This is a genomic window from Paenibacillus sp. 05T425 (assembly GCF_056396205.1).
Window position 1 is genome coordinate 435,464 of the sequence record NZ_JBFTLA010000004.1, and the last position, 13,249, is coordinate 448,712.

Annotated in this window: 11 protein-coding genes; 9 read left to right on the top strand and 2 right to left on the bottom strand. The window is 49.5% G+C overall.

What is annotated here, in order from left to right; translation table 11 throughout:
* The first annotated feature begins 1 nt into the window (after window position 1).
* The 3 genes from aroF to serC all read left to right on the top strand — a co-directional run bounded on the left by aroF (window position 2) and on the right by serC (window position 4,073).
* Window positions 2–1,063, top strand: coding sequence for a 3-deoxy-7-phosphoheptulonate synthase (gene aroF, locus AC1DF0_RS11050; protein ID WP_442050334.1), 1,062 nt, complete (start codon window positions 2–4; stop codon window positions 1,061–1,063).
* A 249-nt stretch (window positions 1,064–1,312) separates the two neighbouring features.
* Window positions 1,313–2,737 (top strand): type I glutamate--ammonia ligase, encoded by a 1,425-nt coding sequence (gene glnA / locus AC1DF0_RS11055; RefSeq protein ID WP_442050335.1) that lies wholly within the window; start codon window positions 1,313–1,315, stop codon window positions 2,735–2,737.
* A 250-nt stretch (window positions 2,738–2,987) separates the two neighbouring features.
* Complete coding sequence (gene serC / locus AC1DF0_RS11060; protein WP_442050336.1) at window positions 2,988–4,073, top strand: 3-phosphoserine/phosphohydroxythreonine transaminase; 1,086 nt, start codon at window positions 2,988–2,990, stop codon at window positions 4,071–4,073.
* A gap of 87 nt (window positions 4,074–4,160) precedes the next feature.
* Here serC and AC1DF0_RS11065 read toward each other — a convergent pair whose 3' ends face one another.
* Window positions 4,161–4,877, bottom strand: a complete 717-nt coding sequence (locus tag AC1DF0_RS11065) for a response regulator transcription factor (RefSeq protein ID WP_337098013.1) — start codon at window positions 4,875–4,877, stop codon at window positions 4,161–4,163.
* 144 nt (window positions 4,878–5,021) lie between these two features.
* Here AC1DF0_RS11065 and trmL point away from each other — a divergent pair, with 144 nt between their 5' ends.
* From trmL to AC1DF0_RS11080, 3 genes are all read left to right on the top strand, one after another.
* Window positions 5,022–5,486 carry a tRNA (uridine(34)/cytosine(34)/5-carboxymethylaminomethyluridine(34)-2'-O)-methyltransferase TrmL gene (gene trmL / locus AC1DF0_RS11070; RefSeq protein WP_442050337.1) on the top strand — a complete coding sequence of 155 codons (465 nt, stop codon included), beginning with the start codon at window positions 5,022–5,024 and terminating at the stop codon, window positions 5,484–5,486.
* Between the two features lie 172 nt (window positions 5,487–5,658).
* The gene (locus AC1DF0_RS11075; RefSeq protein WP_442050378.1) at window positions 5,659–5,907 is read left to right on the top strand and encodes an AbrB/MazE/SpoVT family DNA-binding domain-containing protein; all 249 of its coding nucleotides are present in this window, start codon (window positions 5,659–5,661) and stop codon (window positions 5,905–5,907) included.
* A gap of 334 nt (window positions 5,908–6,241) precedes the next feature.
* Window positions 6,242–7,438 carry an aminotransferase-like domain-containing protein gene (locus AC1DF0_RS11080; protein WP_442050338.1) on the top strand — a complete coding sequence of 399 codons (1,197 nt, stop codon included), beginning with the start codon at window positions 6,242–6,244 and terminating at the stop codon, window positions 7,436–7,438.
* Here the strand turns inward: AC1DF0_RS11080 and AC1DF0_RS11085 are convergent, their stop codons facing one another.
* A complete protein-coding gene (locus AC1DF0_RS11085; RefSeq protein ID WP_442050339.1) occupies window positions 7,439–8,185 on the bottom strand; it encodes a DUF2161 family putative PD-(D/E)XK-type phosphodiesterase in 747 nt (248 codons plus the stop codon).
* Between the two features lie 246 nt (window positions 8,186–8,431).
* Here AC1DF0_RS11085 and AC1DF0_RS11090 point away from each other — a divergent pair, with 246 nt between their 5' ends.
* From AC1DF0_RS11090 to AC1DF0_RS11100, 3 genes are all read left to right on the top strand, one after another.
* Window positions 8,432–10,327: a PrkA family serine protein kinase gene (locus AC1DF0_RS11090; protein WP_442050340.1), complete on the top strand. Its 1,896-nt coding sequence runs from the start codon at window positions 8,432–8,434 to the stop codon at window positions 10,325–10,327.
* A 188-nt stretch (window positions 10,328–10,515) separates the two neighbouring features.
* Window positions 10,516–11,517 (top strand): protoglobin domain-containing protein, encoded by a 1,002-nt coding sequence (locus AC1DF0_RS11095; protein ID WP_442050341.1) that lies wholly within the window; start codon window positions 10,516–10,518, stop codon window positions 11,515–11,517.
* 256 nt (window positions 11,518–11,773) lie between these two features.
* Window positions 11,774–13,231 (top strand): circularly permuted type 2 ATP-grasp protein, encoded by a 1,458-nt coding sequence (locus tag AC1DF0_RS11100; RefSeq protein WP_442050342.1) that lies wholly within the window; start codon window positions 11,774–11,776, stop codon window positions 13,229–13,231.
* Window positions 13,232–13,249 lie beyond the last annotated feature (18 nt).

Here is a 13,249-nt window from a genome sequence, read left to right on the forward strand (position 1 = left end):
GATGATCGTCATTACTAATCCGCAAATTTCCGAAGAACGCATTAACGAAATCGTAGCCCACATTGAGAAAGCAGGCGTACAAGCGCATGTATCGATTGGGACGGACCGCACAGTAATTGGCATTATCGGCAAGGCAGAGCCAACGCTTGCTGAGCACCTGCGCCAAATGAAAGGTGTAGAGAATGTGATCAAAATTTCAAAGTCATATAAGCTGGCTAGCCGTGACTTCCATCCGGACGATACAGTCATCGACATCAAAGGCGTAAAGATCGGCGGCAGCAACCTCGTTATTATGGGCGGACCGTGCGCTGTGGAATCTCCAGAACAGATCGACGAGATTGCTCGCCTTGTTAAAGCGGCAGGCGGTCAGGTGCTTCGCGGAGGCGCATTCAAGCCTCGTACCGGTCCTTACAGCTTCCAGGGCGTAGGAGTGGAAGGTTTAGTTATGATGGCCGAGGCAGGCAAGAAACACGGCTTGCTGACGATTACAGAGGTAATGACGCCGGAGTACGTCGATGTATGCGCGGAGTACGCTGACATTCTCCAAGTAGGCACAAGGAATATGCAGAACTTCGACCTGCTTCGGAAGCTTGGTACGATCCAGACTCCGGTGCTGCTGAAGAGAGGCTTCAGTTCTACTTATGACGAGTTCCTGAATGCAGCGGAATACATTCTAGCCGGCGGCAATCCGAATGTTATGCTGTGCGAACGAGGAATCCGAACGTTCGAAACTTACACGCGGAACACGCTTGACCTATCTGCCATTCCGGTGCTGCAATCTCTCAGCCACTTGCCTGTTATATCAGATCCAAGTCACGGTACGGGCCGTCGCGAATTGGTAGAGCCGATGTCGAAGGCTTCGGTAGCTGCTGGGGCCAACGGACTTATCGTAGAGATGCATACAGATCCTGATAATTCTATGACTGGCGACGGCGTACAATCCTTATTCCCGGATCAATTCGCCAACTTGCTGAAGCAATTGGAACAGCTCGCTCCTCTAGTAGGCAAACAGTTCGATACGCCGAAAGCGCCTGCTGAAGCATTCAAGGAATGGAAAATTTAACATAGTCTAAATCACCGCGCCGCCCTTACTGCAGTAAGGGTGGCGCGGTTTTTGCTGTGGTGGGTTAAGGAGGAATTGTGAACATCTGTTCAAACTTGTAAGTATACCTAACATCGCGATAAAAAATACCTTACATAGCTATTGACGGAGGTGAAACCGTAGTTTTATAATAACGTCATGGTTTGGAGCAATTATTGAACAATACTTGTTCAACACAACGCTAATGTTCGGAAATGGAGGAAATTATTCATGTCAGTTCAAAATGTTTTGGACAATATTAAAGAAAACAGCATTCAGTTTGTCGATTTCCGCTTCGCAGATCTTCTGGGTCGCGCTCACCACATCACTCTTCCTGCAACTGAGGTAGACGCTGATACTTTCGTTAACGGTGTAGCATTTGACGGTTCTTCGATCCACGGTTTCCGCGGTATTGAAAATTCCGATATGGTAATGATGCCAGATACGGAATCCGTATTTATCGATCCTTTCACAGATCACCCTACATTAAACGTTATGTGTAACATCTATACGCCAGAGGGCGAGCGCTATGACCGCGATCCGCGCAGCATCGCTCAAAAGGCTGAAGAATATCTTCAAACGACTGGCATTGGTACGACTGCATTCTTCGCACCAGAACCTGAATTTTTCATTTTTGACGAAGTTCGCTATGAAAGCACAATGAATTCGTCTTCGTATATGGTTGAATCCGAGGAAGCTGGCTGGAATACGAACCGCAAAGAAGACGGCGGCAACCTTGGCTCGAAAATTCCAGTAAAAGGCGGCTATGTTCCAGTAGCTCCAGTTGACTCCCAACAAGACATCCGTAGCGAAATGGTTCGCTTGTTGCAAGAATCCGGCCTTCGCGTAGAGCGTCATCACCATGAAGTTGCTACAGCTGGTCAAGCGGAAATCAACTTCCGTTTCGACACCCTTACAAAAACAGCTGACAACCTGATGAAATTCAAATACATCATTCACAACACAGCTCGCCAATACGGCAAAACGGTTACTTTCATGCCGAAGCCATTGTTCGGCGACAACGGTAGCGGTATGCACGTTCATACGTCGATCTTCAACGGTGATTCCCCGTTGTTCTACGACAAAGGCGCTTACGCTAACCTGAGTGAACTTGCTATGCACTACATCGGCGGCGTACTTTACCACGCTCCGGCTCTTATCGCAATTACGAACCCAAGCACGAACTCGTTCAAACGTCTTGTGCCTGGTTACGAAGCACCGGTTAACCTTGTATTCTCGAAAGGCAACCGTTCCGCAGCGATCCGTATTCCTATCGCAGCTGTAACGCCTAAAGGTTGTCGCATCGAGTTCCGTACACCGGACAACACAGCTAACCCTTACCTTGCATTCGCTGCTATGCTGCTTGCTGGTCTGGACGGCATTAAGCGTAAGCTTGATCCTGTTGCTCTTGGCTACGGTCCATTCGACAAAAACATCTATGAATTGCCAGAAGAAGAGAAGAAAGAAATCCGCAGTGTTCCTGGAACACTTGACGAAGCGCTTAACGCACTTGAAGCGGATTCCGCATTCTTGACTGAAGGCGGCGTATTCACGCAAGAATTCATCGATAACTACGTTGCAATCAAGCGCGCTGAAGCGAAAGCTGTTGCAATCCGTATTCACCCGCACGAATTCAGCCTTTACTACGATTGCTAATTCCTTAGCATCACCATACGAACGAGTCCCGCAAGGGACTCGTTTTTATATTGTCCAACTGTGGCGATATAAACAAGGGCTCGTCGTAATTCGTATTTAGCATAAAACGCAAAATCCGAATGTTTTCGACAATTTAATGTCAATACGTTCGACTTTTGTAGTGCAAATACGCGGAAAGCACTTGATGCGAACGTTCAAAATTGCTATCATGTCCTTATCATGATAAAGAATCAAAGGTGGGCTATCGGAAATGACAAGAGCATTTAATTTTAACGCAGGACCAGCCGCTATACCTCTTGAAGTGCTTCAACAAGCACAAGAGCAGTTCGTCGATTATCAAGGAGCGGGTATGTCCATTATGGAGATGTCGCACCGAAGCGCGCTTTATGAGCAAGTGAACAACGAGGCGCAATCGCTTCTTCGCGAGCTGTACGGCGTTCCTGACAACTACCGTATTTTATTCGTACAAGGCGGAGCAAGCACGCAGTTCGCTATGATCCCGCTTAATCTCGTTCGTCCTGGACGTCCTGGCGCATATGTGAAGACTGGCGCATGGGCTGACAAAGCGATCAAGGAGGCGAAGCTTGTCGGTGAGACGGTTATCGCCGCATCGACAGAAGCTGATAAATATATGCGTATGCCGACGGCAGATGAAATTATTATTCCGGACAATGCGGCGTATCTTCATGTAACGTCGAATGAAACAATCGGCGGAACGCAGTTCTTCGATTTCCCGTCGACAGGCAATGTGCCTCTTATCGCCGATATGTCCAGTGATATTCTAAGTCGTCCGGTAGACGTCAACAAGTTCGGTCTTATTTATGCCGGTGCTCAAAAAAACCTTGGTCCTTCAGGCGTAACAGTCGTTATCGCGCGCGATGATTTGATTGCGGAAAGTCCTGCAACAATCCCGACGATGTTCCGATACAGCACGCATGCATCGAACAACTCGCTATACAATACACCGCCATCCTTCGCCGTATACATGGTAAGCCTCGTGCTTAACTGGATCAAAGGCAAAGGCGGCATCGCACAGATGGATCAGTTCAACCGCGACAAAACAAAGCTGATCTACGACAAGATCGATCAAAGCGGCGGCTTCTACATCGGCTGTGCACAGCCGCAAAGCCGTTCGCTTATGAATATTACGTTCCGTATTCACAGCGAAGAGCTGGAGAAGCAATTCATCAAGGAATCGGAGAAGGAAGGCTTCGTTGGTCTCAAGGGACATCGCGATGTTGGCGGTCTACGCGCATCGACGTACAACGCCGTTCCGCTTGAGAGCTGCCAAGCGCTTGCTCAGTTCATGGCTGATTTCCAAAAGCGCAACGGTTAAGCATTAGTTAGCCAAGCAGTAAATAACGAAAGCGCCATCCCTTCCCAACAGGAGGAGATGGCGCTTCTTCTTTGCTAAGGCGAAGGCTTAAGCGAATGACGATTCGGGCACAGCGGGCTCTAGCAGCTTGTAGCCGACGTTGCGAACGGTCATAATATATTCCGGCGTCCGGGCATTCTTCTCGATCTTATCGCGCAGATGGCTAATGTGAACATCAACGATACGCGTATCGCCGAGGAAGTGATAATCCCAGACTCCATGCAGCAGCTGCTGGCGGCTAAGCACTTTGCCTTTGTGCTTGCAAAGGAAGAGCAAAAGCTCGAATTCCTTCGGCGTCAGTTCAATTAGTTTGCCTTCAAAGTAAACCTCGCGCTGCTCGGCGCGAACGTTCAACCTGCCTATATCATAGCTCGTATTATCAGAGGTGCCAGGATTCGATTGGATCCGGCGAAATACGGCTTGGATTCGGGAGACGAGCTCTTGCGGACTGAACGGCTTCGTCATATAATCATCAGCACCGTTATCGAGACCCGCTATTTTATCCGTAACATCTTGCAGCGCGGTCAACATAATGACAGGCACAGCGTTGTTCTGCTTGCGAAGCTCTCTGCACACTTGAATGCCGTCCATCTTAGGCAGCATCAAATCAAGGACAATCAGGTCGGGACGGAATGGCCGGAGCATGTCGAATACGGCTTCGCCATCGCTTACGCAACGGACATCGTAGCCCGAGAGCTTTAGATTAAATTCGATTAACATGGCGATAGAAGGTTCGTCATCGACGACCAATATTTTTTTTCGCATCGTTACATTTCTCCTTTGCCTCCTAATAATAAGTTTATTATAAAGGCGGAAATTTCGCGGAAGATTACCTGTACGTAAAATGGATGTAAAAATGGAAAGAAATTTGGTGTATAATTAGCGTTTAGAGAGGTGGGATTTACAGAAATGCCGTTTCATATCGTATTGGTAGAGCCGGAGATTCCGGCAAACACAGGCAATATTTCGCGCACATGCGCGGCCACAGGTACGCATTTGCATCTTGTCAGGCCGCTTGGCTTCGATACGGATGACCGTACGTTGAAGCGGGCAGGGCTTGACTATTGGCATTCCGTCCATATCGAATATCACGATTCGTTCGATGAAGTGCTGGCCCTTTATCCAGAGGGACGGTTCTTCTATGCCAGCACGCGAGCATCGAAGCCTTATTCGGATTTCGAATATCGGGATGGAGATTTCTTCGTGTTCGGCAAAGAAACGAAAGGACTGCCGCAGCAACTTATCGATGCGAATCTCGACACCTGCATACGAATGCCGATGACGGATAAGGTTCGTTCGCTGAATTTGTCCAATTCTGCCGCTATTGTCGTATACGAAGCGCTTAGGCAGACAGGCTTCGAGGGACTGAATTAAGCTGCTAAATGAAAGAAAAAACGCACATTGAAGTGGCTTCCTACTATATTTGTTGCAGAATATTAAGAAATAATGAATATAGGAAGGAAATGCTGAATCACCATCGAAACACTATAATGCATAGGTTTCTCAGGTTAGGACTTGCGAATAAAGACACAGAAGAGGTGAAATGATGAAACCAGCAGGAGTGGTAAGGAAAGTTGATCAGCTTGGCCGTATTGTGCTTCCAAAATCGTTACGTAAACGTTATCTGATGAACGAGGGCGATCCTGTAGAGATTTTCGTACAAGGAGACCATATCATATTGGAACGTTATAGGCCAAAATGCGTATTTTGCGGCTCCATGAATGAGGTTAGAGATTTCAAGGATCGTTATTTATGCGGAGTATGCATAGAGGAAATGGCACAGCTTCGTCGTTAATTGCCAGCTGTCCAATGAAGACAATAACAAAAAAAGCTTCTCGTGTGAGCAATGCTCATCGAGAAGCTTTTTTGCTTTGGCCGTCATAGGACGGCATTAGCTTACAGGCCTTTGGTTTTGTCGTCATTATAGGAGCTTGTCAGCATCGCCGTAATGAACAACGCAAACACGGTCATAACAATAAGAAAGTTCATGTGCATTGCACCTCCAATTGGCTTCTTATATTATAACCAACGAACAGCAAAAAGAAAACTTTAAAAGTTGTGAACACATTGTTAACATAAGAATAGATCGTGTGAAAAAAGTTATATCGATAGGGAGAGGGGCAATTGAAATGGAATATCGTTTCTCGTCACAGGTATCACAGCTTAAATCTTCAGCGGTGCGAGATATTTTGAAGCTTACGCAGGGGACGGACATGATTTCATTTGCCGGGGGGCTTCCTGCTGAAGAACTGTTTCCGGTAGAAGCTGTCAGTGAAGCGGCTCAGCGAGTATTCCGTTCAGGCGCAGGCGCGCTCCAGTACGGCTTGACGGAAGGATATCTGCCGCTTCGCGAGCAGTTATGCCGCAGAATGGCCGATAAAAAGATGTTCGTGAATCCTGATCAAATGTTAGTCACGACGGGCTCGCAGCAAGCGATTGACCTGCTAGTCGAAGTGTTGACCGAACCTGGCGATACCGTATTGGTAGAGAAACCTACCTATCTTGCATGTCTGCAAGTATTCTCGTTGCATGGGCTAAAGGTTGTGTCCGTGGATAGCGATGAGCAGGGCATGATTCCGGAATCGGCAGAGCGGCTTATCAAATTGCATCGTCCGAAGCTGCTGTATGCCGTGCCGACTTTCGGCAATCCGACAGGCAATGTATGGAGTGTGGAGCGCAGGAAGAAGCTGCTCGCTCTCTGTCAATCGAATAACATTCCAATCATTGAAGACGATCCTTATGGCGATATCGCATTCGACAGCAAAGAGCCGATTCCGACACTGTTCGCCTTAGATGGCAAAGTCGAGAAGGGAAATGTCATTTATACGAGCACCTTCTCGAAGACGGTCGCTCCGGCATTACGTACGGGATGGGCGATAGGGGACAGCAAGGTTATTCGGATGATGGCGGTTGCGAAGCAAGCGGCGGACATTCAATCAAGCTCCTTGGATCAGCAAATCTTGAGCCAACTTCTCGGCTTCTTCGACCTTGATGCGCATATTAAGCTTATTTCCGATTCCTACGGAGAGCGGATGCTGGAGATGAATCGGCTGCTGGAGCGTGCGGCGATTCCTGATGTGACATGGGTCAAGCCAAAAGGCGGCATGTTCTTGTGGATGAAGCTGCCCGAAGCACTCGATGCGGAAGCGTTGCTCAAAGCAGCTGTCCGCAAAGGGGTAGCGTTCGTGCCGGGCAGCTCGTTCTATGCGGACAATCCGTTGCGCAATACAGCCCGGCTTAATTTCACCCATAACAAAGGGGCGCGTACCGAGCAAGGCGTGGCGCGTTTAGTTGAAGCGATCGGAGAGTTCACGGCACGCAGCTAGCTAGAACTTGCGGCCATCTGACGAAGCAGCTCCAGCGGCTGCCTTGGACCATTCAGCGATCACTTCGCGGTATTGCTCCAATGCGGCCACGCCCACTGGGCGAAGCTTATATTTGCCGCGTCCGACTCGCTCGAACCAGCCATAATAATTATGCCGCAGCGTGTCGCCGCTGCGGCTATTGCCCGTGATCGCCGCAACCTCGCGCGGCGCCAGCTCTCCCTCCTCGCGCAGCGCCCATGCGCAGCGAAGCGCCTTCTCGCGGTAGGCGGTGACGAGCTTGCGGCCGGTGCTGCCGCCAACGTTGTAGTCGCCGCTGCGCTCGCGGAATTCTTGCAGCAGCTTCGCCTGCTTCCGGCGGCGCATGCCTCGCTGCGGGGGCTCGCCCGGCTCGCATAACAGCTCAATGACGGCCGGCTTCGTCTTATAGAAGGTGACCGTCATAAGCCCGAGGCCAAGCATTCGGCATAGCTCCGTCAAGTCGCCATAACGCTGGTTATGCGCGCCGCTCTTTTTACGGTTGCGTTCAATTGCCAGGACAACCTGTCCGTTTAATCGCAGACGTTCAACGCCTTGCAGCAGCAATGCAAGATTGAACGTTTTTTTCATTTCTACAATAATAGGCTCCTCATGCTCGGGGTGGATCGCTACGAGATCGCAATGAAGCACCTCGCTCTTCACCTCATACCCGAGCCGTTCGTAGTATTGTTTAATAGGCTTGTACAGTTCTTCCTCCCGCTTAACGGCCACGATGCTTTTTCCCCTTCCATATTTCCGCACTAATCTTCCGCTCTAGCCCCATTATAACAAAGGATTACGCGAGCTTGTCGTTTTTTGCTGGATGGAGGACGAAAATAGTGGTCAATTTCCTACACAGATAAGCATAGAAATGTAATACTTCAATTTACAAGTTATCCACGAGGAAAGAGCGTCTAGCAACTAATCCCTGGCGGAGAAGGAATAGTGGAATGCGGAAGCGATGGGAGGAGGCACGGAATGGACATTTTCAAACGAATTGCGGAATATCAGGCTGAGAGTGAGAAGCTGGCATGGATGGGACAATTCAAGGACTACATTGAGCTGCTTAAGAACGATAAGTCCCCGGCCATGACCGCACATTCACGCGTTTATGAAATGATCGAATCTTACGGGGTCGAAGAGGTGAATGGGCGCAAGAAGTATAAGTTTTTTGAACAGGAAATATTTGGATTAGACCGCTCCGTGGAGAAGTTGGTTGAAGAATATTTTCACTCGTCCGCCCGCAGGCTGGACGTTCGTAAACGGATATTACTGCTCATGGGACCGGTCAGCGGCGGCAAGTCGACGATCGTGACCATGCTGAAGAAGGGGCTCGAGAAGTTCTCCCGCACCGACAAGGGAGCAGTCTACGCGATCAAGGGCTGCCCGATGCACGAGGATCCGCTGCATCTCATTCCGCATGAGCTAAGGCCAGAGATCGAGAAAGAGCTTGGCGTTCGCATTGAAGGGAATCTGTGCCCTTCTTGCCAGATGAGACTGCAGACTGAGTATGGGGGCAATATCGAAAGCGTGCTTGTCGAGCGTGTATTCATCTCCGAGGATAATCGCGTTGGTATCGGCACTTTCAGTCCCTCCGATCCCAAGTCGCAGGATATTGCCGACCTGACCGGCAGTATCGACTTCTCGACGATAACCGAATTCGGCTCCGAATCGGATCCGCGCGCCTATCGGTTCGACGGTGAGCTCAATAAGGCGAACCGCGGTCTGATGGAGTTCCAGGAAATGCTTAAATGCGACGAGAAATTTCTGTGGAACCTGCTCTCACTGACGCAGGAGGGTAATTTCAAGGCTGGCAGGTTTGCTCTGATCAGTGCCGATGAGCTCATTATTGCCCATACGAATGAATCCGAGTATAAGTCGTTTATCAGCAATAAGAAGAACGAGGCGCTGCAGTCACGGATGATCGTCATGCCAATCCCTTATAACCTCAAGGTGTCTGATGAAGAGAAAATATATACGAAGCTGATCGCGCAAAGCGATATGAGGCATATTCATATTGCTCCACATGCGCTCCGTGCGGCGGCGATTTTCTCCATACTTACAAGATTGAAGGAAACGAAGAAGCAGGGTATGGATCTCGTCAAGAAAATGCGCATGTACGACGGCGAGGAGGTCGAAGGCTTCAAGGAAGCGGATTTGAAGGAAATGCAAAGCGAGTATGTCGAAGAGGGAATGACGGGCATTGATCCTCGTTATGTCATCAACCGTATCTCCAGCGCGCTCATTAAGCAGGATATGCAGTGCATTAATGCGCTTGATGTGCTGCGGGCGCTCAAGGACGGACTCGACCAGCATCCTTCGATTACGAAGGATGAGCGCGAGCGCTACCTCAATTTCATATCCGTGGCGCGCAAGGAATATGATCTGCTGGCTAAGAAGGAGATCCAGAAGGCGTTTGTCTACTCGTTCGAGGAGTCGGCGCGCACTTTATTCGAGAACTACTTGGATAATATCGAATCGTATTGCAACTGGGCGAAAATCAAGGATCCGCTTACCGGCGAGGAGATGGATCCGGATGAAAGGCTCATGCGTTCGATCGAGGAGCAGATCGGCGTATCGGAAAATGCGAAAAAAGCGTTCCGCGAAGAAATTCTGATTCGTATCTCGTCTTATTCGCGCAAAGGGAAAAAATTCGACTTCACTAGCCATGAACGGCTGCGCGAAGCGGTCGAGAAGAAGCTGTTCACCGATCTGAAGGACATCGTTAAGATTACGACGTCAACGAAGACGCCGGACGAACTGCAATTGAAGCGTATTAATGAAGTGACTAAGCGGCTTATGGATGAACACGGCTATTGCCCGGTATGCTCGAATGAGCTGCTGCGGTACGTAGGAAGCCTGCTTAACCGCTAGTGCCGGCAATTAAGAGGAATGGAGCTTGGGTACTTTGCGTGGAGAAGCTGACGGATGCACGGCCCGTCAGCTTCTTTGTCGGGGTAGGAGTATCCTTCAATAAAAAAGCTAAAATTTTATAATATAGCGTATCTTTTCCGATATAATAGGAGATAGTGAAAGACTATACGCCGAAGGGGTCTTGCCAAGTGATTAAAGTATCAGCAGAGCGTAAGCAGCAACTGGACTATACCGGTATATCGGAACAAGATTTACAGCTATTAGCGGGATATCGGCCCGTCTTTGCCCAAGTTGTGGACGAGGTGGTCGATCGTTTCTACGACAGCGTCGGCAGCCAGCCGGATCTCGTCGAGCTTATTTCCAGAGTAAGCAATATTGAACGGTTGAAGGAAACGCAGCGGGTTTATTGGATGTCTCTCGCCGATGGCGTCATAGACCAGCCGTTTATTGATAATAGAATACGGATCGGAGCGGTTCATTCCCGGATCGGACTTACGACAGATTGGTATTTGGGAACGTATATGACGTATCTGGACATTGCGACGCTTGTATTTAAGCGCGTTCTTCCCGAGCAATGGCAGCATGTCGTCTATTCGCTTACGAAGATGTTCAATCTGGATTCGCAATTCGTACTTGAAGCGTATCATGGCTTCGAGCAGCAGAAAGTACAGGAGCTTGCTGATTCGCGCGCTACGATGCTGAGCACCGTTACGGGAGCTGTGCAGGAGCTGGCTTCGCTTATGGTCGAATTGGACGAGGGTGCGCAATCAATTGCGGCAACGGCCGTTTCGACTTCGCAATCTCAGGATAAGACGCATACACTGTTAGGAGAGCTGCGCGAAGAGCTCGATGGCATTGGCGAGATGGGCACGCTCATCCGCGGCTTGTCGGATCAGACGCATCTGCTCGGGCTGAATGCCGCTATCGAAGCTGCTAGAGCCGGCGAACAAGGAAGAGGGTTCGAGGTTGTCGCGAACGAGGTCAGGAAGCTGGCTGCTTCGTCCCGCAATGCGTTAGAAGGCATTCAAGCGAAGCTGGAAGAAATCGATAAGAAACTCTCCGCCGTTCGTTCCGAGTCGGAGCTAACGTCGGTGGAGGCGCGCAATCAAGCAGCCCGTTCGCAGGAGCTTGCATCCTTCGTTCATATGGTTGATAAAGTTACGAAAGACTTGCAGCAATTGAATTCATAATCAGGAATAAATAACTCGAACTATTACTTATATCCGCAGCCTAGAAAAAGCAGGAATTCTCTCACATGGAGGGTTCCTGCTTTTATGTTAAGTAAGTTGACACAATTTTCGGAATTTAGTATGATTATCCTAACATTTATACATGGCAGTGAGATAAATGTTAAGTTTTTTGACATATATCTAGCTCGTATGGACGAAATGTTCATGCTGCAAGCACCAATTAGGTGCTGCGCTCATCATGGAGGAGGCGGTTGTCATGTCGACGGCCAAACAGTCGCATTCGCATTATTACGATTCGCAAGCATTTTATGATGAAATGTTCGACAAGGACTTTTCGGTACGGCCTCACTATGACAATGTTCATCGCTTATTCGGCAGAATGAAGCAGGCGGAGCTTACGGTCCGTCAGAATGCAATCAACCAGCGGATGCTGGAGGAAGGCATTACCTTCACGCTCTATAGCGGTGGGCAGAACGAGCCGCTTGAACGTACGATTCCGTTCGATTATATCCCTCGCGTTATACCGAAGCATGAATGGGAGGCAGTCGACCGCGGGGTTAAGCAGCGTATACGTGCGCTCAACGCATTTTGCCACGATGTATATCATGGGCAACGGATCGTTGCAGACGGCATCATCCCTCGGCGCATGATCGTATCCAACACGTATTTCCGTCCGGAAATGGCTGGTCTACATGTTCCCGGAGGTGTATATATTACAGCATCGGGCATTGATTTGATTCGAGATGAGAAGGGCCGCTACTTTGTCCTTGAGGACAATTTGCGCTCGCCCTCGGGCTTCTCTTACTTATTCAAGGGCAGGACGTTAATGAGTGAATTATTCCATGATCTGTATTTGTCCTGTTCGGTGCAAAGCATCGACCGAAGCTTGAATTGTTTCTTAAGCTCGCTTCGCGCGCTTTCCCCTAATGGCAAACGCGATCCTCTAATCGTATTGCTCACGCCTGGCGCTTATAACTCCGCTTATTATGAACACACTTTCCTTGCGCAGCAAATGGGTATTCACCTCGTCGAAGGAAGAGACCTCGTATACAAAGATCACAAAATTTATTTGCGCGATCTGCGAGGACTTCGCCAGGTTGACGTGATCTACCGCCGCATCGATGACGACTTCCTAGATCCGCTTGCCTTCCAGCCTGACTCCTTGCTAGGCGTGCCTGGACTTATGAATGCATATCGGGCAGGAAATGTTGCCATTGCCAATGCTCCGGGAACAGGCGTAGCGGACGATAAGGCGGTATACGCCTATGTGCCTGATATGATTCGTTATTACTTGGGCGAGGAGCCGCTCCTCCATAACGTGCCGACTTATATTTTGTCCCGCAAAGAAGAGAGAGAGTATGTGCTGGATCATTTGGATCAGCTCGTTGTGAAGGAAACTTCGCTTTCGGGCGGATATGGCATGCTGATCGGGCCGACCGCGACGCAGAAGGAAATTCAGCAGTTCGCGGAGGCGATCAAGCGAGAGCCGGATCGTTATATCGCTCAGACGACGATGAAGCTGTCGCGTGCTCCCGTCATGCTTGATGGACAGATGACCCCGCGTCATATTGACCTGCGCGCCTTCGCGCTGATGGGCGATGAGACGCATGTCATTCCAGGAGGGCTTACCCGCGTAGCAATGAAGGAAGGCTCTCTCGTCGTCAACTCCTCGCAGGGTGGCGGCGTGAAAGATACATGGGTGCTTAATCGATAATAGAACGGAGGGAAAGCC

What these genes read in the sequence shown, in the direction of transcription:
- aroF (WP_442050334.1), top strand. Translation starts at nt 2, where the DNA reads ATGATCGTCATTACTAATCCGCAAATTTCCGAAGAACGCATTAACGAA.
- glnA (WP_442050335.1), top strand. Translation starts at nt 1,313, where the DNA reads ATGTCAGTTCAAAATGTTTTGGACAATATTAAAGAAAACAGCATTCAG.
- serC (WP_442050336.1), top strand. Translation starts at nt 2,988, where the DNA reads ATGACAAGAGCATTTAATTTTAACGCAGGACCAGCCGCTATACCTCTT.
- AC1DF0_RS11065 (WP_337098013.1), bottom strand. Translation starts at nt 4,877, where the DNA reads ATGCGAAAAAAAATATTGGTCGTCGATGACGAACCTTCTATCGCCATG.
- trmL (WP_442050337.1), top strand. Translation starts at nt 5,022, where the DNA reads ATGCCGTTTCATATCGTATTGGTAGAGCCGGAGATTCCGGCAAACACA.
- AC1DF0_RS11075 (WP_442050378.1), top strand. Translation starts at nt 5,659, where the DNA reads ATGAAACCAGCAGGAGTGGTAAGGAAAGTTGATCAGCTTGGCCGTATT.
- AC1DF0_RS11080 (WP_442050338.1), top strand. Translation starts at nt 6,242, where the DNA reads ATGGAATATCGTTTCTCGTCACAGGTATCACAGCTTAAATCTTCAGCG.
- AC1DF0_RS11090 (WP_442050340.1), top strand. Translation starts at nt 8,432, where the DNA reads ATGGACATTTTCAAACGAATTGCGGAATATCAGGCTGAGAGTGAGAAG.
- AC1DF0_RS11100 (WP_442050342.1), top strand. Translation starts at nt 11,774, where the DNA reads ATGTCGACGGCCAAACAGTCGCATTCGCATTATTACGATTCGCAAGCA.